19 protein-coding genes are annotated in these 19,676 nt (G+C 68.2%); 14 read left to right on the top strand and 5 right to left on the bottom strand.

The window, feature by feature from the left end; all coding sequences use genetic code 11:
- Positions 1 to 9 precede the first annotated feature (9 nt).
- The 9 genes from ruvC (at position 10) to ACFTSF_RS22765 (ending at position 9,889) form a co-directional block, all read left to right on the top strand.
- Positions 10 to 606 (top strand): crossover junction endodeoxyribonuclease RuvC, encoded by a 597-nt coding sequence (ruvC, locus tag ACFTSF_RS22805; RefSeq protein WP_344146506.1) that lies wholly within the window; start codon positions 10 to 12, stop codon positions 604 to 606.
- Between the two features lie 25 nt (positions 607 to 631).
- Entirely contained in the window at positions 632 to 1,234 is a 603-nt protein-coding gene (gene ruvA / locus ACFTSF_RS22800) for a Holliday junction branch migration protein RuvA (RefSeq protein WP_344146503.1), read from the top strand.
- Between the two features lie 3 nt (positions 1,235 to 1,237).
- A complete protein-coding gene (gene ruvB, locus ACFTSF_RS22795) occupies positions 1,238 to 2,287 on the top strand; it encodes a Holliday junction branch migration DNA helicase RuvB (RefSeq protein ID WP_380155693.1) in 1,050 nt (349 codons plus the stop codon).
- A 154-nt stretch (positions 2,288 to 2,441) separates the two neighbouring features.
- Positions 2,442 to 2,903 carry a preprotein translocase subunit YajC gene (gene yajC, locus ACFTSF_RS22790; RefSeq protein ID WP_380155692.1) on the top strand — a complete coding sequence of 154 codons (462 nt, stop codon included), beginning with the start codon at positions 2,442 to 2,444 and terminating at the stop codon, positions 2,901 to 2,903.
- Between the two features lie 80 nt (positions 2,904 to 2,983).
- Complete coding sequence (gene secD / locus ACFTSF_RS22785) at positions 2,984 to 4,726, top strand: protein translocase subunit SecD (RefSeq protein WP_380155691.1); 1,743 nt, start codon at positions 2,984 to 2,986, stop codon at positions 4,724 to 4,726.
- Positions 4,726 to 5,904, top strand: a complete 1,179-nt coding sequence (secF, locus tag ACFTSF_RS22780; RefSeq protein ID WP_344146491.1) for a protein translocase subunit SecF — start codon at positions 4,726 to 4,728, stop codon at positions 5,902 to 5,904. Before secD ends, secF begins: the two co-directional genes overlap by 1 nt.
- The gene (locus ACFTSF_RS22775) at positions 5,904 to 6,446 is read left to right on the top strand and encodes an adenine phosphoribosyltransferase (protein WP_344146488.1); all 543 of its coding nucleotides are present in this window, start codon (positions 5,904 to 5,906) and stop codon (positions 6,444 to 6,446) included. Before secF ends, ACFTSF_RS22775 begins: the two co-directional genes overlap by 1 nt.
- A gap of 132 nt (positions 6,447 to 6,578) precedes the next feature.
- Entirely contained in the window at positions 6,579 to 8,951 is a 2,373-nt protein-coding gene (locus tag ACFTSF_RS22770; RefSeq protein WP_380155690.1) for a RelA/SpoT family protein, read from the top strand.
- A gap of 38 nt (positions 8,952 to 8,989) precedes the next feature.
- Positions 8,990 to 9,889 (top strand): hypothetical protein, encoded by a 900-nt coding sequence (locus tag ACFTSF_RS22765; RefSeq protein ID WP_380155689.1) that lies wholly within the window; start codon positions 8,990 to 8,992, stop codon positions 9,887 to 9,889.
- Here the strand turns inward: ACFTSF_RS22765 and ACFTSF_RS22760 are convergent.
- Positions 9,886 to 10,782, bottom strand: a complete 897-nt coding sequence (locus ACFTSF_RS22760; protein ID WP_380155688.1) for a hypothetical protein — start codon at positions 10,780 to 10,782, stop codon at positions 9,886 to 9,888. The genes ACFTSF_RS22765 and ACFTSF_RS22760 overlap by 4 nt on opposite strands.
- Positions 10,783 to 10,945: 163 nt before the next feature.
- On the opposite strand from ACFTSF_RS22760, the gene ACFTSF_RS22755 reads away from it, so the two are divergent.
- Together ACFTSF_RS22755 and ACFTSF_RS22750 are read left to right on the top strand one after the other, a co-directional pair.
- The gene (locus ACFTSF_RS22755; protein ID WP_380155687.1) at positions 10,946 to 11,527 is read left to right on the top strand and encodes a papain-like cysteine protease family protein; all 582 of its coding nucleotides are present in this window, start codon (positions 10,946 to 10,948) and stop codon (positions 11,525 to 11,527) included.
- Position 11,528: 1 nt separating this feature from the next.
- Positions 11,529 to 12,269, top strand: a complete 741-nt coding sequence (locus ACFTSF_RS22750; RefSeq protein WP_380155686.1) for a hypothetical protein — start codon at positions 11,529 to 11,531, stop codon at positions 12,267 to 12,269.
- On the opposite strand, the gene ACFTSF_RS22745 is transcribed toward ACFTSF_RS22750, so the two are convergent.
- Entirely contained in the window at positions 12,266 to 14,719 is a 2,454-nt protein-coding gene (locus tag ACFTSF_RS22745) for a molybdopterin-dependent oxidoreductase (RefSeq protein WP_380155685.1), read from the bottom strand. The genes ACFTSF_RS22750 and ACFTSF_RS22745 overlap by 4 nt on opposite strands.
- A 79-nt stretch (positions 14,720 to 14,798) precedes the next feature.
- Between ACFTSF_RS22745 and ACFTSF_RS22740 the strand changes: the two genes are divergently transcribed.
- Entirely contained in the window at positions 14,799 to 15,362 is a 564-nt protein-coding gene (locus ACFTSF_RS22740) for a TetR/AcrR family transcriptional regulator (protein ID WP_344146474.1), read from the top strand.
- 1 nt (position 15,363) lies between these two features.
- A complete protein-coding gene (locus tag ACFTSF_RS22735) occupies positions 15,364 to 15,768 on the top strand; it encodes a CBS domain-containing protein (protein WP_380155684.1) in 405 nt (134 codons plus the stop codon).
- On the opposite strand, the gene ACFTSF_RS22730 is transcribed toward ACFTSF_RS22735, so the two are convergent.
- Positions 15,753 to 16,511, bottom strand: a complete 759-nt coding sequence (locus ACFTSF_RS22730) for a dienelactone hydrolase family protein (protein ID WP_380155683.1) — start codon at positions 16,509 to 16,511, stop codon at positions 15,753 to 15,755. The two genes, ACFTSF_RS22735 and ACFTSF_RS22730, sit on opposite strands and share 16 nt — an antisense overlap.
- On the bottom strand, positions 16,508 to 18,265 hold the full coding sequence (locus ACFTSF_RS22725; RefSeq protein ID WP_380155682.1) for a hypothetical protein: 1,758 nt from the start codon (positions 18,263 to 18,265) through the stop codon (positions 16,508 to 16,510). Before ACFTSF_RS22725 ends, ACFTSF_RS22730 begins: the two co-directional genes overlap by 4 nt.
- Positions 18,266 to 18,349: 84 nt before the next feature.
- Between ACFTSF_RS22725 and ACFTSF_RS22720 the strand changes: the two genes are divergently transcribed.
- A complete protein-coding gene (locus tag ACFTSF_RS22720) occupies positions 18,350 to 18,865 on the top strand; it encodes a GNAT family N-acetyltransferase (RefSeq protein WP_380155681.1) in 516 nt (171 codons plus the stop codon).
- Here ACFTSF_RS22720 and ACFTSF_RS22715 read toward each other — a convergent pair.
- Complete coding sequence (locus ACFTSF_RS22715; protein ID WP_380155680.1) at positions 18,812 to 19,663, bottom strand: hypothetical protein; 852 nt, start codon at positions 19,661 to 19,663, stop codon at positions 18,812 to 18,814. The genes ACFTSF_RS22720 and ACFTSF_RS22715 overlap by 54 nt on opposite strands.
- Positions 19,664 to 19,676: the final 13 nt, after the last annotated feature.

Below are 19,676 nucleotides of genomic sequence, written 5' to 3'. Positions count from 1 at the left end.
AGGTTGTTCATGCGGGTGCTCGGCGTCGACCCTGGGTTGACCCGGTGCGGTCTCGGCGTCGTCGAGGGCACACCGGGCAGACCACCCACGATGGTCGCCGTCGGCGTGATCCGGACCCCGCCCGACCTGGACGTCTCCCAGCGCCTGGTGCGGATCGAGGCCGAGCTGCTCGAGTGGATCACCGAGTACCGGCCGGAGGCGGTCGCGGTGGAGCGGGTCTTCGCGCAGCACAACGTGCGGACGGTGATGGGCACGGCCCAGGCTTCCGGCGTGGCGATGGTGGTGGCCGCGCGCAGCGGGCTGCCGGTCGCGTTGCACACCCCGAGTGAGGTCAAGGCTGCGGTCACCGGATCCGGGCGGGCCGGCAAGGAGCAGGTGACCACGATGGTCACCCGGATCCTGCAGCTGCCCGAGCGGCCGACACCCGCCGACGCCGCCGATGCGCTGGCGCTGGCGATCTGTCACATCTGGCGTGGGGGTGTGGCGAGCAAACTGCAGCAGGCGGCCGCCTCGCGGTCGAATCTCGAGGCCGCGGCACAGGCACAGTCCCGCCTGCAGGTGGCCCGGCTGCGGGCCGCCGTGGCGGCGCAGGAGGGCAAGCGATGAGTGCCATGAGTAGTGGAGGTGCGCGGTGATCGCGTTCGTGCGGGGGCCGGTGGCGGCCATCGGAGTGGACAGTGCCGTGGTCGAGGTCGGGGGAGTGGGCCTGCAGATCCAGTGTGATCCCGGCACGCTGGCCGGGTTGCGGCCCGGCCAGGAGGCGCGGATCGCGACCTCGATGATCGTGCGCGAGGACTCGCTCACGCTCTACGGTTTCGCCGACGACGACGCGAAGAGCCTGTTCGAGTTGCTGCTGACCGCGACCGGGGTCGGCCCGAAGCTGGCGCAGGCCGCGCTCGCGGTGCTCGAACCCGATCAGTTGCGCCACGCGGTGGCCACCGAGGACCTCGCCGTACTGGTGAAGGTGCCGGGGATCGGGAAGAAGGGCGCCCAGCGGATCGTGCTGGAGCTCAAGGACAAGATCGGTGCACCGTCGCGGACGGTGACCGGGCGGCCGCTGCAGACCCAGGAGGCCTGGCGGGCGCAGGTGCACGCCGGTCTGGTCGGTCTCGGCTGGTCCGCACGCGACGCCGAGGACGCGGTCACCGCGGTGTCGCCGCTGGCCGCCGACAACCCGAATCCGTCGGTCCCCGACCTGCTCCGCGCTGCGTTGCGCGCACTGTCGAAGGCCTAGGCGATGGAAGACAACGTTCGCCCCCTGGTCTCCGCGGATGCGGTGGACCTCGAGGAGCGCAAGATCGAGTCGGCGCTGCGGCCGCGCACGCTGGCTGAGTTCGGTGGCCAGCGCCGGGTCAGTGAGCAGCTCGAGCTGGTCCTGCACGCCGCCCGCGGCCGGAACCGGACGCCGGACCACGTGCTGCTGTCCGGTCCGCCCGGCCTGGGGAAGACGACACTGGCGATGATCATCGCCAGTGAGATGTCGGCCCCGCTGCGGGTGACCAGTGGCCCGGCGATCCAGCACGCCGGTGACCTGGCCGCGATCCTGTCCGGACTCAACGAGGGCGAAGTGCTGTTCCTCGACGAGATCCACCGGATGTCGCGGCCGGCCGAAGAGCTGCTCTACATGGCGATGGAGGACTTCCGGGTCGACGTGATCGTCGGCAAGGGACCGGGCGCGACCGCGATCCCGCTCGAGATCCCGCCGTTCACGCTGGTCGGGGCGACTACCCGGGCCGGGCTGCTGCCGGGGCCGCTGCGGGACCGGTTCGGTTTCACCGGTCACCTGGAGTTCTACGACGCCTCCGAGCTGGAGAAGATCGTCAACCGGTCGGCCGACCTGCTCGAGGTCGACATCACCCCGGAGGGCGCGGCCGAGATCGCGTCCCGGTCCCGGGGCACACCCCGGATCGCGAACCGGCTGCTCCGCCGGGTGCGCGACTTCGCTGAGGTCCGGGCGGACGGGATCATCACGCTGGCGCTCTCGAAGGCGGCCCTCGAGCTCTACGAGGTCGACAAGATGGGGCTGGACCGGCTGGACCGCTCGGTGCTGGACGCGTTGTGCCGCCGGTTCGGCGGCGGGCCGGTCGGCCTGTCCACACTGGCCGTCGCGGTCGGTGAGGAGCGCGAGACGGTCGAGGAGGTGGCCGAGCCGTTCCTGGTGCGCTCCGGTTACTTAGCGCGTACGCCGCGGGGCCGGGTGGCGACTCCCGCAGCGTGGCGGCACATCGGGCTGAAGGTGCCAAAAGGTGCAACTTTCGCGGACACACTGTTCGACGAGACCGAGTAACGTAAACGTGACCCGGTGTTGTGACGCACTTGTTGACGCTCAGGGTTAGACTCCCCGTTGGCCTGACCTGAGGTCATTCCGCTGCGACCTGCGCGCTTCTGCAGAGCGTGCCGGTAGCCCGTTTTCCCCGATCGACGAAGGACTCTGAGACCCGATGCAACTCCTCGCCGTACCGATGGCCTCTTCCGGGGGTGGCGGTATCACGCTGCTCATCCCGCTGATCCTGATCGTCGGAATGATCTGGTTCATGAGCCGCACGCAGCGTAAGCAGCGTGAGCGCCAGGCCCAGACCGTCGCCTCGCTGAGCCCGGGCACCAAGGTGATCACCACCAGCGGCATGGTCGGCATCGTCGAGGAGACCGACGACGAGTACGTGACGCTGGAGATCTCCGACGGCGTGCTGATCCAGGTCGTCAAGGCCGCCATCGGCCGGGTCATCCCGGAGGAGGACGCGACCGCCGACGAGGCGGTCGAGTCCACCGAGGAGGTGGCCGACGTCGTCGAGGAGCCGGCTGCGGACAAGGACCCGGTCGACGTGCCGGATGCGGGCCGTGACAAGGCCGACGTCAAGGCGCAGGACGCGCCGAAGACGCCGCCGACGCACACCGAGAACTGACCCCTCACTGACGGCCTGCGGCGCGCCCCGCGTCCACGAGACACCGGGGCGCGCCCAGAAGCACAAAGGTTGAATCTGACGTGGCAACGACGACGACATCCCGCCCCGGTCGGCTCCTGATTGCCCTGGGAGTCATCGTGGTCCTGCTGTTCGGGATCATGGCGCTCACCAAGACCTGGAAGCCCAAACTCGGTCTCGACCTGCGCGGTGGCACGACCATCACGCTGACCGCCAAGAATCTGGCGGGCGGCGGTGAGGTGACCGCCGAGCAGCTCAACGAGGCCAAGAACATCATTTCCCAGCGCGTGAACGGTGCGGGTGTCGCAGAGGCCGACATCACTACCTCCGGCCGGAACCACATCACTGTGGCCGTGCCCGGCGCGACGCGGGACTCCTTGGTGGCCCAGGTCGGCCAGACCGCTCTGCTGTTCTTCCGGATCGTGTACGACGCGCAGCCGGCGAACCCGATGCCGCAGCCGTCGACGACGCCGACCCCGAGCGGGAAGCCGAGTGGCAAGCCGTCCACGACGCCGAAGCCGAGTACGTCGATCAAGCCCAGTGGGACGCCGACCGCGAAGCCGAACGGCCGGGCCTGGAGCAGTGCGCTCGGCCAGGCCACGCCGACGCCCACGCCGAAGCCGAGCACCCCGAAGCCCAGTACGCCGAGCACTCCGCCGGCCGCCCCGGGCGCGCACAAGGGTGACCCGCTGACCTACGTCCCCGATCCGGCCGCGCAGGCTGCCTTCGCGGCGTACAAGTGCGGTGACAAGCAGGACGACGACCCGGCCAAGCCGCAGTTCTCCTGTGACAAGGGCAGGACCTACAAGTACCTGCTCGGCCCCGCGATCCTGAAGGGCACCGACCTGTCGGACGCCTCGGCCGGGATCCCGCAGGGCGGCTTCCAGTGGCAGGTCAACCTGAACTTCACCGGTGAGGGTGGCGACAAGTTCCTCAAGGCCACGCAGAACATCTCCGCGCGCGGCGAGGGCCAGAACCTGTTCGCGATCGTGCTGGACGGCGTCGCGATCTCGACCCCGAGCGTCTCGCAGCCGATCCCGGGTGGTTCGGCGCAGATCACCGGAACCTTCACCGAGACCGAGGCCCGCGACCTGGCCAACGTGCTCAAGTACGGTGCCCTGCCGGTCGCGTTCGACACCTCGTCGGTCGCGACGGTCTCGCCGCAGCTCGGTGGCGAGCAGTTGAGCGCGGGCATCTACGCCGGTCTGGCCGGTCTCGGCCTGGTCGTGCTCTTCTCCTTCCTGTACTACCGCGGTCTCGGCCTGGTGGTGGTGGCCTCGCTGGCGGTCGCCGCGGTGCTGACCTTCGCGCTGGTCGTGCTGCTCGGCAAGGCGATCGGGTTCACCCTGACGCTGGCCGGTATCGCCGGTCTGATCGTGGCCATCGGTATCACCGCCGACTCGTTCGTCATCTACTTCGAACGACTACGCGACGAAGTGCGCGAAGGCCGCAGTCTGCGGTCGTCGGTGGAGACCGGCTGGGCGCGCGCCAAGCACACGATCATCGCGGCCGACTCGATCTCGCTGCTGGCCGCGCTGGTGCTCTACATCCTGGCCGTCGGCAGCGTCCGCGGCTTCGCGTTCACCCTCGGCCTGACCACCCTGATCGACCTGGTCGTGGTCTTCATCTTCACCAAGCCGCTGGTCACGCTGCTGGCCAAGACGAACTTCTTCGGTCACGGCCACAAGCTGTCCGGTCTGGATCCTGAACACCTCGGCGTCGAACGGCTGCCGGGCCACAGCGCGGGGCCCGCCCCGCGGAAGAAGACGCCGGCCACGCGCAAGCCGGTCGGAGGGGAGGTCTGATGTCGAAGCTCGGACAGCTCGGGAACAAGCTGCACCGCGGTGAGGTCTCCTACGACTTCATCGGCAAGCGCAAGATCTGGTTCGTCGTCTCGATCGCCCTGGTGGCGATCTCACTGGTCGGCCTGTTCGCCCGCGGCCTGGAGCTCGGCATCGAGTTCCGCGGCGGCGTGGAGTACGAGGCCAAGACGCAGATCACCAGCGACACCGTCCAGAAGTTCACCGACGCGGTGAAGGCGACCAACATCGAGGGTCTCGGCGACCCGGTCGTCACCACCATCAACAACGACCGGGTGCGGGTCCAGACCAAGCCGCTGACCCAGGACGACGTACCGAAGATCCGGTCGGTGATCGCCAAGGAAGCCGGGATCAGCCCGGACCAGGTGACCTCGAACCAGATCGGCGCCTCCTGGGGCAACCAGATCGCCAACAAGGCGATCTGGGCGCTGGGTGTGTTCATCCTGCTGGTCTTCTTCGTGATCTGGGCGTACTTCCGGGAACCCAAGGCCTCCGCGGCCGCGATCATCGCCCTGGTCCACGACGTGCTGATCACGGTCGGCGTCTACGCGCTGATCGGGTTCGACGTCACGCCGGCCACGGTGATCGGCGTCCTGACGATCCTCGGGTACTCGCTGTACGACACCGTCGTGGTGTTCGACAAGATCCGCGAGAACACCCGCGGCATCACCGGCTCGAACCGCTACACGTACTCCGACGCCACCAACCTCGCGGTCAACCAGACCATCGTGCGGTCGATCAACACCACGCTGATCGCGCTGCTGCCGGTCGGGTCGATCCTCGTCGTCGGCACCTGGGTGCTCGGCAGCGGTCCGCTGAAGGACCTCTCGCTGGCGCTGTTCGTCGGTATCGCGGTCGGTGCGTACTCGTCGATCTTCATCGCTCCGGCGCTGCTCGCGACCTTCAAGGAGCGCGAGCCGGGGATGCAGGCGCTGAACCGCCGCGTCACCGCGAAGAAGGCGCAGAGCAAGGACGGCGCGACCAAGTCGAAGGCGAAGTCGGCCGAGAGCGAGCTGGTGCCGGCGGCACCGGGCGCCTCGCCGGTTCAGGACACCCCGCGGGCGACCGGCTCGGTGCCGGCCCCGGCGGCGCGTCCGATGAACGCCGGTGGCGCCGGGCGGCCGCAGCCGAGCCGCAAGCCGCGGTCGAAGCGCGGTAAGTGATGTCGCGGACGTTGGAGCAGGTTCTGGCCGACGGCATCCGCGACATCCCGGACTACCCGCAGGAAGGGGTGGTGTTCAAGGACATCACCCCGCTGCTGGCCGACCACACCGGTTTCGGCCAGGTGGTCCAGGCGCTGGCGGCCGCGGGGCAGGACGACGACGGTAACCCGGTGGTCGACAAGGTGGTCGGGATCGAGGCGCGCGGGTTCATCCTCGCCGCCCCGGTCGCGCTCGCCCTCGGCGCCGGGTTCGTCCCGGTCCGCAAGAAGGGCAAGCTGCCGGCCGCGACGTACGAGGAGTCCTACGCGCTCGAGTACGGCGAGGCGACGATCGAGGTCCACCAGGATGCGTTCGCCCCGGGGGACCGCGTGCTGGTCATCGACGACGTACTGGCCACCGGTGGGACCGTGGAGGCCTGTCTGCGGCTGATCCGGCGCTGTGAGGCCGAGGTCGTCGGTACGGCGGTGCTGCTGGAGCTGTCGTTCCTCCCGTGGCGCGAGCGGTTGGCCTCCGAGCGCATCACTTCGCTGCTATCGGTCTGAATTCGGATAAACTCTCCGTGACGGGTCAATGACCCGGCGTGTTGTCCACAGGGTGTTTCTCTGTCGTTGGCCGGTGACCCCTAGACTGGTGCTCTGTCGGCGGAGGGACACAACGTGGGCGAAGACCCGGCGATGACGTCAGCGGTACCGAACGTAGTACCGCAGGAGCCTCCGCGCGCCCCGGCACCGGTGCGCCCGGCTCCCGTGTCACCGCCGCCGGCCGCCCAGCCGCCGCGGATCGCCCCGGCTCGCGTCCGCGCCCGGCTCGCCCGTCTCGGTGGGACCCGGCACCCGAACCGGGCGCCAATGCTCGAGCCGCTGTTCCGGGTGGTGCGGGCGACGCACCCCAAGGCCGACCTGGCGATGATCGAGCGCGCCTACCGGACGGCGGAGAAGTACCACACCGGCCAGCTGCGCAAGAGCGGCGACGCCTACATCACGCACCCGCTCGCCGTGGCCACCATCCTCGCCGAGCTCGGTATGACGGCTCCGACGCTCTGCGCCGCGCTACTCCATGACACGGTCGAGGACACGCCGTACACGGTGGCCGAGCTGACCAAGGACTTCGGCGAAGAGATCGCCATGCTCGTCGACGGCGTCACCAAGCTGGACAAGGTCAAGTACGGCGAGTCCGCGCAGGCCGAGACGATCCGCAAGATGGTCGTCGCGATGGCCAAGGACATCCGGGTGCTGGTGATCAAGCTCGCCGACCGGCTGCACAACATGCGCACGCTGGGCTTCCTGCGCCAGGAGAAGCAGGAGCGGATCGCCCGCGAGACGCTGGAGATCTACGCCCCGCTGGCGCACCGGCTCGGTATGAACACCATCAAGTGGGAGCTCGAGGACCTGTCGTTCTCGACCCTGCACCCGAAGGTGTACGACGAGATCGTCCGGCTGGTGGCCGAGCGAGCTCCGTCCCGCGACGAGTACCTGGCGTCGGTGATCGACCAGGTGCACGAGGACCTGCGCGCCGCCAAGGTGAAGGCGACCGTCACCGGCCGGCCCAAGCACTACTACTCGATCTACCAGAAGATGATCGTCCGCGGCCGCGAGTTCGGCGACATCTACGACCTGGTCGGCATCCGGGTCCTGGTCGAGTCGGTCCGCGACTGTTATGCGGCCCTCGGCATCCTGCACGCGCGGTGGAACCCGGTCCCGGGCCGGTTCAAGGACTACATCGCGATGCCGAAGTTCAACATGTACCAGTCGCTGCACACCACCGTGATCGGCCCGCAGGGCAAGCCGGTGGAGCTGCAGATCCGGTCCTTCTCGATGCACCGCCGCGCCGAGTACGGTATCGCCGCGCACTGGAAGTACAAGGAAGACCCGAACGCGCCGTCCCCGGAGGTGGCCGGCCCGCCGACCACCGAGATCGGCGGACCGAACGAGATGCCCTGGGTCCGGCAGCTCGTCGACTGGCAGCGTGAGACCTCCGACCCGTCGGAGTTCCTCGACTCGCTGCGGTTCGAGATCAACAACTCCGAGGTCTACGTCTTCACCCCGCGCGGCGACGTGATGTCGCTGCCGACGGGTTCGTCGCCGGTCGACTTCGCGTACGCGATCCACACCGAGGTCGGGCACCGCTGTATCGGCGCCCGGGTCAACGGCCGACTCGTCCCGCTGGAGAGCACCCTCGAGAACGGCGACGTCGTCGAGGTCTTCACCTCGAAGGCCCAAGGCGCCGGCCCCTCGCGGGACTGGCTGGCCTTCGTCAAGAGCCCGCGCGCGCGGAACAAGATCAAGCACTGGTTCTCCAAGGAGCGCCGCGACGAGGCGATCGAGCACGGTAAGGACGCGATCGCCAAGCAGCTTCGCAAGGAGGGCTTGCCGCTCCAGCGCCTGCTGTCGCACGAGACCCTGACCGCGGTCGCCAACTCGCTGCGGTACCCCGACGTCACCGGTCTGTACGCCGCGGTCGGCGAGAGCCACGTGAGCGCACAGGCCGTCGTACGGCGGCTGATCGAGACGTACGGCGGTGAGGAGGGCGCGGCCGAGGATCTGGCCGAGGGCCTGCGGTTGCCGGCGACCCGTGAGCGCCGGAAGCGGACTGCTCGGGGCGATGCCGGTGTCATCGTCAAGGGTGCGACCGACGTGCTGTCGAAGCTGGCCCGGTGCTGTACGCCGGTCCCCGGTGACGAGATCATCGGCTGGATCACCCGTGGCGCGGGCGTCTCGGTGCACCGGGCCGACTGCGCGAACGTGGAGAACCTGTCCACCCAGCCGGAGCGGATCGTCGAGGTCGAGTGGGCCCCGACGGCCCAGTCGCTGTTCCTGGTCGCCATCCAGGTCGAGGCACTCGACCGGGCCCGCCTGCTGTCGGACATCACCCGCGTGCTGTCGGACTACCACGTCAACATCCTGTCCGCGGCGCTCACCACGACCCGCGACCGGATCGCGAAGTCCCGCTTCACCTTCGAGATGGGCGACCCGACCCACCTCGGTCACGTCCTGAAGGCAGTGCGATCGGTCGAGGGCGTCTTCGACGTCTACCGGGTGACGCAGTAGTTCCCGCTCCGTTTGGGGCACCCGGCAGACTGCTTGGTATGGGTTTCTCGGGTGTGGTCGGGCGGCGGGGGCTGCTGATTGCGGGAGCGGGGTTGCTGGTCGGCTGCAGTTCGTCGAAGGCGGGCGCCCCGCCGACCAGCCCACCACCACCTGCCTCCAGCACGCCGCCTTCCAGCACTCCACTGCCCTCCAGCACGCCGAAGCCTTCAGGTACGCCAGCACTGCCTTCCGTGCGCGCGTGGGTGCCGGGGCCGAGTGAAGTAGCGCCGGAGGCGAAGCGGGTGGCCGTGGCCGCGGTGGTCGACGAGCTGCAGCGGGATCAGGCGGTCGTCGAGGTGATCGACGCCCAGTACGGCGGCATCCTGAGCAGCACCGCGAGTGTCCTGGTGCCGTGCCGGGTGTATTCGATCACCGACGGCCGAGTCGTGACCGGTGGCACGACCGTCGATGTCCGCCTCACCCGGTCCGGCGACAACTGGCGAGTCACGTCGCTGCACCCGGCGAATCCAGGACCGGCCGCGGCGAATCTCTCGGCGGTGGCCCGCCAGGTGCTGGCCAGCAAGCAGATTCTGTTGCCGCCGGCATCGATCGCGGACGTCAAATCCGGGCAGGTCCACGACACCGTGCTGACCGCGATGCTAGAACTGGCGAAGACCTACCGCATCGGCGTCAGCGTGATCCGCTCCGGCCACCCCATCAACGTGTTCGGCACCGACCGGCCGAGCGACCACCCCCGCGGTCGCGCCTTCGACACCTGGCAGATCAACGGCCACGCCGTCGTCTCACCAACCACGTCCCGCAGCCTGATCTCGACGTACATGAAGGCATCGGAACGCGTGGGTTCCTACAACGTCGGCGGTCCCGTCGTCCTCTCCGGCGCCGCCTTCTTCTCCGACCAAACCCACCACGACCACATCCACGCAGGCTTCCGCGTCTAGTCCCACTCCCAAGAGATGCCGAGCAGGCCGGGTTCGGTCGAGGGCTCGATCAGGTGGGCTCGGCCGTCGGGGGTGAGCATGAGGTCTTGCCGCAGTACGTCGGCGCCGTCGGCGTGGCGATGGCGGAACTCGTTGATGCGGACTGGGAGAGCGGCTCGGTCGAATTGGACCTCGAGCACGTAGTGCGTGCCGCCCCACTCGTCGAAGCGGTAGTAGTTCGAGGACGGGAGGCCGGTGAGGTCCTCGATCTCGTAGTGGACGACGGCGGTCTCGCCGGTTGCTAGGACGCGGTCGAGGAGTAGTTCGGCGAGGAGGGCGCCGGCTTCGGGGGCGCGGGCGATTCGGCCGGTGCGGCAGCCGCTGAGGCCGTGGATGTTGAACTGTGCGATGTCGCAGCCGGGCTCGCCCTGGTGCGCGATGATGATGCGGTCGACGGGCTGGACCGCGACCACGCACTGGGTGACGCGACGATATTGGACGGCTCGATCCGGGCCGTGCTGAACCTCTTCGAACACGGTGACGTTGCGGAGCCGCCCGTGGGCGTCGCGGCGGAGGCGATCGAGCAGGCGGCCGAGAGCCTCGGCGTACTCGACGACGGCGTACGGGCGGTGGGATGCGACGAGGTCGGATCGGGCCGGCTGGATGCGGACGGTCAGCCAGCCGGGTGGGACGTGGAGGAGTTCTTCGAGCGCGGTGATGACGGCCAGTGAGTCGTCGCGGGGGACTCGGCGGCCGCTCTGCCAGGTGCTGAGGGTGGCGATGCCGACGTGCAGGCCGCGGTCGGCCAGGTGGGTGCGGATGCGGTTCAGGGCGAGGCCGCGATGGGCGATCGCCTGGCGCAACGCCGCGGCGAACGACGTGTCCGGGGTGACGGCGGGGACCGAACCGGTCATGCACCGAAGTGTAAACGTTCACAGCACAGCGCGATATTGCCCAGTCACGCGCTGTTCACGCCGCCTTGGTATTCACAGCGGTTTTCGGGGCGCGAGTTACTCCTTGCCGCCGCTGCGGCGGGTCCTGACCATTGACGCCACCACACCCCATTAAGGAGGGTTCATGAGCAGGCTCCGCCCCCGCCGCTCCTGGTCATTGCTGCTGGCAACCATGTTGGGTCTGGCCACCCTGGTCCCGCTCGCGCCGGCCGCCACTGCCGCGCCCGGTAGCTACTACCTCAGTGTGAACGGCCAGTCCCAGCAGAAGACCAACTGGTGCTGGGCAGCGACCGGTAACAGCATCGCGGCCTTCTACGGCAAGAACTACTCGCAGAACCAGTTCTGCAACTACGCGTTCGGCAACAGCCCGAATGTCACCTGCCCGAACAACCAGGCCACGCTGGGCAACGACCAGCGCGCCTTCCGCGCGATCGGGATCAGCTCCGGCAGTTACGTCTCGCAGACCCTCAGCTTCAGCACCCTCGTCACCGAGATCGCCGCCGGCCGGCCGGTGATGACGCGGATCGGCTGGACCTCGGGTGGCGGGCACATGATGGACATCATCGGGTACGACTCGTCCGACTCGACCATCAAGTACTACAACCCGTGGCCGGACGACCCGCGGTACAACTACTCGACGTACAACTGGTACCGGTCCAACTCGCAGTTCACCTGGACGCACTCGCTCTACCGGATCGGAGCCTGAGATGGGCGGCTTCAAGCAGTTCCTGTTCCGCTCGGCCGCCGTACTGACTGCCGGTCTCGGTCTCACGCTGACCACCGCCGCCGTCGCGCACGCCGCCGGGCCGCAGCCGGTGCCCGCGAGCGAGTTGTCCAAGGCAACCAGCGCGGCTGGTTCGCCGACCGCCCTCGGCCTGCTCTCCAAGGCCGCACCGGCGGCGAAGGCAGCGACAAAGCTCGCCGACACCCGGCCCGTCTACGCCCTCAACCCGGCCTTCGTCCGCGACGCCTCCGCGCCGGTCGCAACCTTCTGGTACGCCGCCACGACCGCGACCCGCGGTACCGAGCGCCTGACGGTCTACACGGCTCCCGATGCCAAGGGCACGTGGCAAGCGGTCAACGTGGCAACCGGTGACACCGAGGCCCGCATGTTCACCGCAGCCCGCGGTGGCCTCGTCTTCACCGAACCGCAGATCGGTGCCTGGTACGCCCTCACCGGCGACCGGATCCGCCCGCTCAACCAGTCCGCCACCCAGTCCATCGGCACCGCGCCCATCACGGTCGCCGCCTACCAGGAGCTGGTCGCCACCCGGTACGCCGACAAACTCCCCGGCAGCGCCTACTCCGACAACGGCACCGCCGGCGGCTACGACACCACAGCCGCCGTCAGCACCACGAACCACAACCTCGCCGTCCCAGCCACCGCAGCAGGCATCGCCCTCCTGGTGGCAACCGCGTTCGTGATCCGGCGTCGCCGTACCGCCTAACTCTCCACTCGCTCGATACGCGCCGGGACAGTCTTGTGCCAGGGACTGGCGAAGAACTTGTCCCGGCGGGTGTTCGAGGTCAAGGTGTTCAGCGGTACGCCGACGGTGCTGCCGTCGTACGCGAGTCCCATGCCGTTGGGCAGCGAGATGTGGCCGGGCTGCATGATGTCGTTCACCTCCACCGGTGTCCGGGCCGAACCGGTCTCAGTGATGATCCGTACGACGTCTCCGGTCGCGATCCCGAGGGCGGTCGCGTCGGTGGGGCAGAGCCGGAGGGCGCCTTGCTGGTCCCGGCGGCGCCAGTCGGGGTTGCGGATGATCACGTTGGCGGTGAAGGAACGACGTTCGCCGGCGGACAGGATGAACGGGAAATCCGGGCTGGTGTAGTTCGGCTCGATGTCGTTGATGGCGGCCAGTTCGTCGAGCAGGATCGGGATCGCGGCATGGATCTTGCGGTCCGGATGCTGCAGGTAGTTCCAGGCGTCGTCGTACTCGTCGTCGGCGAACAGTACGCCGCTGCGTTCGGTGCGGAACGCCTCGAACAGTTCCTCGCCGAGGTCGAAGCCGCGGGCGGTGAAGCCGGCTTTGGCGACGGCGTCGGGCTGGGCGATCGCGCAGAGGTGCGCCAGGCCCCAGATCAGCGCCATCGGCTTCTCGCCGGGCGGCAGGGTTTCGCCGAGCGTGCGGTAGAGGATGTAGGGGACCAGACCGGCGAGCTCGGGATCGTTCTCGATCGCTGCGAAGAAGGCGAGACCGAAGGCCTTCCGGCTGACGCGAGCCGCGGCGGTGAGGTCGGCGATCAGGGTGCGGTCGACGACGCCGAGCCGGTCGATGACGTCGGCGTAGATCTCGGGCTCCGGCCGGGTACCAGGCAGCGGGTCCATCAGCGGTGCGCGGACCTGGAAGGTGTTGTGCGGGAAGTGCAGTGTGAACAGCGACGCTTCGTACTTCTCGAACTGGCTGGCCGCGGGCAGCACATAGTCGGCACACCGAGCGGTCTCGGTCATCCCGACCTCGACCACGACGGACAAGTCCAGCTTCCGCATCGCTTCGCGGAAGCGCTCCGAATCGGCCAGTGAGTGCGCCGGGTTGGACGCGTCGATCCACATCGCGCGCAGCCGGTCGGGGTGGTCGGTGAGGATCTCGTCGGCGATCGCGTTGCAGGGGACCAACCCAGCAACGATGTTCGTGCCGGTGACTGGCGTGGTGCCGTTAGCGTCCGGGCGGCCGAGCTTGTCGGCGACCCGACGGGCAGACGGTACGGCGACCGCTTCGAAGAAGGCTTGGAGCGCCGCCTCGGCGATGAGTCCGGTGACCGCCCGCGGCGCCTTGGCGAAGGTACGGCGCAACGGCTTCGCCCCCCGGCGCATCGCCGTACGGCCGATTGCTCGCCGTACTCGGAGTGCGCGCGGCGGACCGTCGGCGCGGGGGACTGGATGCCAGCGACCGGCGATCGGGAAGACCCAGGAGTGGATGTGCATGCCGCCGGGTTTGGCGAAGTTGCCGGTGAGGATCCACAGCATCTTGTTCAGATAGGAGACCAGAGTGCTGTTCGGCGCCTGCTGAATGCCGAGATCCTCGTACGTCGCGGCGCTATCCGCGGCGGCGATCCGGCGAGCCGCCGTGCGGATGAGGTCTTCGGGTACGCCGCAGCGCCGGGCATAGTCGGCGATGTCGATCCCGCGCAGCGCGTCGAGGACCTCGTCGACGCCGACGGTGTGTTCGGCGAGCCAGGCCTTCGCGGTGAGGTCCTCCTGGACGAGCGTCGCGGCGAGTGCGGAGACGCACCAGGCGTCAGTACCGGGCTTCGTCTGCAGGTGGATGTCGGCGAGTGCCGCGGTCTCGCTGACGCGCGGGTCGATGACGATGAGCGCGCGGTTCGGGTCGCGGGCCAGCTCCTTGAGGACCGGTCGGGTCCTGACCAAGCCGTGGGACTGCCACGGGTTCTTGCCGATGAAGATCGCGACCTCGGTGTTCTCGAAGTCGCCTGAGGTGTGGTTGCCGTAGAGCTGCCGGTCGACCCAGCCCTCGCCGATCTTCTCCTGCGCCAGCGCGTTGGACATGTACTCGCCGCCGACCGCGTGGAAGAGCGCGCGGCCGTACGCCCCACCGAGGTGATTCCCCTGCCCGCCTCCGCCGTAGTAGAAGAACTTGGCGCCGCCATACGTGTCCCGTACGGCGGCCAGCCGCGCGGCGATCTCGTCCAGCGCCGTGTCCCAGCTGATCTCTTCGTAGCTGCCGTCCGGACGCCGACGCAGGGGCATGTCGAGGCGATGCGGGTCGCTCTGGTACTTGTCGAGCCGCAGCGGCTTCTCGCAGGTGTAGCCGGCCGAGGCGGGATGATCCTTGTCACCGCGGATCTTCACCAGCTGCCGATCCGCCACCTGCACCTCCAGCCCGCAGTTGCTCTCGCACAGGATGCAGGCGGTCCTTGCCCATTCTGCGGTCATCGTGCGCACTCCCGAGGTCGTGGCTACTTTCGGGTAACTATGGTGTCTGACATACTGCTCAGTCAAGGAGGGCGCTGGGATGAGCAAGCCAGGTGAGACCAGGCAGCGGATGCTGATGAGCACGGTCACGCTGCTGCGTGAGCGCGGGGCACGCGGGACGAGCATCGACGCCGTACTGGCGCACAGCGGGGCTCCGCGTGGGTCGGTGTACCACCACTTCCCAGGCGGGCGGGCAGAGCTGGTGACGACCGCCGTCCGGCAGGCAGGCGACTTCATCGGGTCGGTGTTCGACGCGGTCGCGGACAGCGGTGACATCCGGGGCGGGCTGGAACTGTTCGCACAGTTCTGGAAACAGGCGCTGGTGGACTCGGACTTCACGGCGGGCTGTCCGGTCGTCGCACTCACGGTGGACGGGCATGACGACGTACCGGGAGCCGGTGTCACTGTGGCGGAGGTCTTTGCCCGATGGCACGACGCGAGTGTCCGGCTGCTCGAACAGCACGGCTATGAACCGGCGCGCGCCCAACGGCTGGCCACGCTGAGCGTTGCAGCGATCGAAGGTGCAGTCATCCTGTGCCAAGCCAGGCGCAGTGCCGACCCACTCGACGAGGTCCTCGTCGAACTACTGGCGATCCTGGACTGACATGCCAACCGTTGCCGAGTGCATGATCACCATCCCGAAGACCCTGCCGCTCGACACCACCGTCGAAGCCGTGCACGCAGCCTTCGAGGACAGTCACGTTCACCTGCTCCTCTTGGTTGCCGACGGCATCCTGCACGGCACCCTCCTCCGCGCCGACGTCGCTACCGCTACTGCCGGCACCCCTGCCTTGTCGCTGGCGACTCTCACCGACCGCACTATCGCGCCGCACGAATCCATCACCACAGCCCAGGAACGCCTTGCCAGATTGGGTCAACGACGCTTGGCGGTCGTGGACTCCAGTGGCCGGCTGCTGGGATTGCTCTGCCTCAAACGCGACCACACCGGCTTCTGCACCGACGAAGGCGTCGCCGCCCGAGCGCGCGAAAGAGATCACTCGTTCAGCTGATCGATGACGAACTCGCACCAGGATCTGGTCGCTACCGGGGTCGTGGTCCGGTGCGTCCCAGGAAAGGCGATCAGTTGCTTGTCCGAGGACCCCAGGCGGTCGAATAACTCGAACTGTCCGGCACGAGGGAAGAGTTCGTCGTCCCACTGCACGTGGAACAGGACTGGTATGTCGATCCGGGGAGCGTCCCGGGCGACTCGCGCAGCCGCGTCGACCGGGGCGGAGGTGAGGGGCGACTGTCGTAGTCCGTACTTGCCGAGCACTGCACAACGCAGCCGCTGACCTGCATTCGCTACGTAGGGCAGTCCTAGACGAGTCCCCATCGACAGCCCAAGATAGGCGACCCGGCTGCCGTCGATCACATCCAGCGTGCTGAGTGTGTCCACGGTCGCGCTCCAGTCGTCCACCAAGCCGTCGGTGACCGCGTCGACTCCCGCCATCGTCGCGTGTCCGTGTCCATGTCCCTGGTCCTCGTGCCGGCGATCGCCGTGGAACGGGCCGTCGATGGAAGCAACCGCCATGGACCACTCGCCGGCGAACCACCGCCCGAGCTCCAGTTGCCGCGCGCCACGCTTGTGCCCGCTGCCGCCGTGCCCCAGGAGCACGAGTGGATGCGGATAGGAAAGGCCCGCCGGCAGCCACAAGATGCCCGGGACGATGCCCGATTCCCGTACGAGGTTGAACCGTCGCTCGGTGACACCGCGGTCGGTGATCGGTTCGCCGATCCACTGCAGCACGTTCAACTGTCCTCCGTGGGAACGCGGTGGGTGCCGGTGGGGTTGACGTGGAGTGCGAAGCCGTGGGGTGTTGTCCACTCGATCGTCTGGGGGTCGATTCGGCGTACCTTCCATCCGGGGGCGTGGGTCTTTACCCGGTGTCCGTAGCGGCTCAGCGGTATGAGGTTCTGGGTGTTGGTTTGGCCTGGTGGGCCGAGGGGGTTGTAGGGCTGGATGTGGTCGAGGTCGATGTTGTTGGTGGTTTCGCGGGTGCCGTAGGGGAACAGTTCGGTGGGGTGGGTGAGTTTGACGTGTTCGCGGATCTGGTTGGTGGTTTCGTAGGCGTCGGAGCTGATTGCTTTGTTGAGGTCGATGACTGGTTTGACGAGGTATGGGCCGTGGCCGACGAGGTCGGTGAGCTGGGTGGCCAGTAGTGGCCCGATGTCTTCTGCGCGCAGGACTCCGGTGCCGGTGGCGAGGGTGTGGTCGGTGAGGTGTACGTAGATTTCGGTCTTGCCTGGGCGTGCCGGGGTGGGCCGGTCACCTGGCGGGCGGGCGTGGGCGTCGCGCTTGATCTGGGCCAGCCGTGCTGCGAGAGCATGCAACTCGTCTGGGGTCATTGACTCGCCCGCGTCGGACACGCCGCCGCTGGCTGCGTCGAACGGCTCCGTTGTCCGGTCGTCACAGTGATCGAGAGGATCAGGGAGATCGCTCTCGCCTGGATGGGGCGCTTCACGATCGGCCTCGTCATCGGGGCCGGGCTCGATGTCCGGGCCGGGCTCGATGTCCCGGCCGGAGGTGACGTGGCGACCGGGATCCGGGCTCACACCGCTTGCCCGGCCAGTTGACACGTCGTTGCCTGTAGCAACGTTACGGAGCGCCACTGCAGCGTTAGGCGTGGCAGCAGGCGCCGGGGCAGACGGCGGCGCGGGAGTGTGGTCCGGCGCAGAAGTCGGATGCGGCGCGGTCGTGGGAGTGGGGTTCGGGGTGGGGGTGTTGTGCTGGTGTTGTTGGGCTTGGGCGATGAGTTCGTTGGTGTAGGCGGTGTCGGGCATGATGCCTACTGCTTCTGCGCGGCGGGCTTGGATGCTGCGCTTGTCGCCTTGGGCCAGTAGGGCGTCGGCGATTTCGTCGATCTTTGCCTTGTGCCGCCGGACCGCCGCTGAGGCGGCCTTGATCACGCAGGTCTTGGTGCCGTGCTCGTCGGACTGGCCGACCCAGACACCGCGCTCGCGGGTCTTCTCGTCGGCTTCGGCTTTCGCCTGGGCGGGGTCGGCGTGCATCTTGGCCGCCTTGATGATCTTGGCCAGCCGGGTCGGCGAGATCGTGTCCAGCAGATGCGCGACGCGCTGGTCGACGTACAGCGCGGCTTCCAGGGACAGCTTCTCGCAGTCGCGGGCGAGGTTGCGTGCCTTCCAGGCCGCGACCTCCTCACCCAGCACCCGGGCCCAGACGAACGGGAAACGGTGCCGCAAGGCCAGCGAGTTCGCGAGATAGTCCCGTGCCACTCCCGGAGACACCCCCAGCACCGCGCCGTACTCAGAGATGCAGAACTCCATGACCGGCGGACAGCCCTCACCACCCAGCACTACTGCACGCTCGCGCCCGTCACTCGCACGGCGCCCCGGGCGATCCGCGCATACATCCGGATGGAAACGATCGGCGTACACGACCGCATGAACGAGGGACCGCGCAGCCGACCGGTACTCGGTCGCGCGCTCCTCGGCGGCCGACTCCAGCAAGTCGGCCGTCGAAAGCGTGGACAGCTCCTCCTCGAACATGTGTTCTATTGTAGTCACGAAACGGTAACGGATCAAATTCCCCTTGCAGGCAAGAGGAAACGGGCATGGGGGTAGCATTCCAGGGTGGCGCTGGCGTTGGTGGAACCGAGTGTTGACCTGTACGACGCTTGGTGGGAAGCCCATGAGGAATGGGGCCCGGGGCTTCACGAGGACGGGTTCGGGGTGGCGGCGACGGACGATGTCGACTCGCCTGACGGGTTCGTCGCGTGGGTCTCGCGGTTGCAGACATCCAGTGGGACCTGCCGGTGGATTGTTGAGGACGGGCGAGTGCTGGGCGGAATCGCCTTGCGGCATGAGCTGAACGAGCGCACCGGGCATATCGGGTACGGGATCAGGCCGTCGGCGCGCGGGCGCGGACTGGCGACGTGGGCGCTCGGGGAGATTCTGAACGAGGCGCGGGCTCGTGGGATGGCGCGGGTGCTGCTTGTCTGTGTTGACGACAACGAGGCTTCGGCGCGGACCATCGAGCGCAACGGTGGGGTGCTGGAGGAGGTCCGGGGTCCTGTGCGGAGGTATTGGATTGAGCTACCAGCGGCGGGGGAGTTTGGGGTTCTGGCAGAGGAAGGCGCCGACGGTTAGTTCGAGCGCGGGGTAGGAGCCCCAGAGGTCGCTTCGGCGGACGGGGATGATGTGCCAGCCGATGCGTGCGAGATCGGTACGGCGGGTGGCGTCCCGAATCTCCTGGCGGTTCGACGAGTGCCAGGCGTCGCTGTCGTACTCGAGCCCCAGCCACCGCCCGTCGACCGGGTGGTCGGGGTAGCCGAGGTCAAGCCGATAACGGTCGACCGGCACCTGCAGCTCAGGCCGCGGAAACCCCGCATCAAACAGCCGAAGCCGCAACCACGACTCACCCGGCGAAGCCGCCCGCCCATCCGCCAGCCGCAGTAGCAGTGCGGCCGGGGACTTGCTGTCGTTCGCAAAGTAGGCGCTTGAGCTCTCGTGGAGCTCGTCGAGGCTGACCACCTGGTGATGGAGGAGAGCGTCGAGCGCGGAAAGCGCGAAGGTGCGTGGCAACTGCTGAGCGAGCTCGATCGCCGTGGCCGCCGGCGATGTCACTCGGACACCATGCAGCTCGACCGTTGGCCGAGGCTGGAACGTCCAGTGCGGCTCGAGCAGCGGCTCCGGACCCAGCGTCGTCAACTCGATGCCGTGTAGCCAGGCGGCCGTCGCCCCGCAGACGGTGGCGTCCGGGGGCACCACGAGCTGCAGGGCCTCCGCACGGAGCTCAGGAGTGTCGGGCACGCGAACGTCGACGTACACACCCTTCACCAGTTGCCGGATCTGCCCGTGAGACTGCAGCCACTGGAGCTTGCGGGGCATCTGGCGCGGCGTGAAGGGCAGACCTGCGAACACATGGGGGAGGTCGTACGGAAACATCCCACCAGCATGG

Source organism: Kribbella sp. NPDC056951 (assembly GCF_042674205.1).
Classification (GTDB): domain Bacteria; phylum Actinomycetota; class Actinomycetes; order Propionibacteriales; family Kribbellaceae; genus Kribbella; species Kribbella yunnanensis.
The sequence above is the reverse complement of the archived record's forward strand: the minus strand, read 5'-3'. Positions and strand labels throughout refer to the sequence as shown.

Excerpts from the sequence above, each read along its gene's own strand:
- ACFTSF_RS22740 (WP_344146474.1), top strand. The coding sequence starts at position 14,799 with ATGAGCAAGCCAGGTGAGACCAGGCAGCGGATGCTGATGAGCACGGTC.
- ACFTSF_RS22770 (WP_380155690.1), top strand. The coding sequence starts at position 6,579 with ATGACGTCAGCGGTACCGAACGTAGTACCGCAGGAGCCTCCGCGCGCC.
- ACFTSF_RS22765 (WP_380155689.1), top strand. The coding sequence starts at position 8,990 with ATGGGTTTCTCGGGTGTGGTCGGGCGGCGGGGGCTGCTGATTGCGGGA.
- ACFTSF_RS22750 (WP_380155686.1), top strand. The coding sequence starts at position 11,529 with ATGGGCGGCTTCAAGCAGTTCCTGTTCCGCTCGGCCGCCGTACTGACT.
- secF (WP_344146491.1), top strand. The coding sequence starts at position 4,726 with ATGTCGAAGCTCGGACAGCTCGGGAACAAGCTGCACCGCGGTGAGGTC.
- ACFTSF_RS22760 (WP_380155688.1), bottom strand. The coding sequence starts at position 10,782 with ATGACCGGTTCGGTCCCCGCCGTCACCCCGGACACGTCGTTCGCCGCG.
- ACFTSF_RS22745 (WP_380155685.1), bottom strand. The coding sequence starts at position 14,719 with ATGACCGCAGAATGGGCAAGGACCGCCTGCATCCTGTGCGAGAGCAAC.
- ACFTSF_RS22715 (WP_380155680.1), bottom strand. The coding sequence starts at position 19,663 with ATGTTTCCGTACGACCTCCCCCATGTGTTCGCAGGTCTGCCCTTCACG.
- ruvC (WP_344146506.1), top strand. The coding sequence starts at position 10 with ATGCGGGTGCTCGGCGTCGACCCTGGGTTGACCCGGTGCGGTCTCGGC.
- ACFTSF_RS22725 (WP_380155682.1), bottom strand. The coding sequence starts at position 18,265 with ATGTTCGAGGAGGAGCTGTCCACGCTTTCGACGGCCGACTTGCTGGAG.
- yajC (WP_380155692.1), top strand. The coding sequence starts at position 2,442 with ATGCAACTCCTCGCCGTACCGATGGCCTCTTCCGGGGGTGGCGGTATC.
- ACFTSF_RS22735 (WP_380155684.1), top strand. The coding sequence starts at position 15,364 with ATGCCAACCGTTGCCGAGTGCATGATCACCATCCCGAAGACCCTGCCG.
- ACFTSF_RS22775 (WP_344146488.1), top strand. The coding sequence starts at position 5,904 with ATGTCGCGGACGTTGGAGCAGGTTCTGGCCGACGGCATCCGCGACATC.
- ACFTSF_RS22755 (WP_380155687.1), top strand. The coding sequence starts at position 10,946 with ATGAGCAGGCTCCGCCCCCGCCGCTCCTGGTCATTGCTGCTGGCAACC.
- ruvB (WP_380155693.1), top strand. The coding sequence starts at position 1,238 with ATGGAAGACAACGTTCGCCCCCTGGTCTCCGCGGATGCGGTGGACCTC.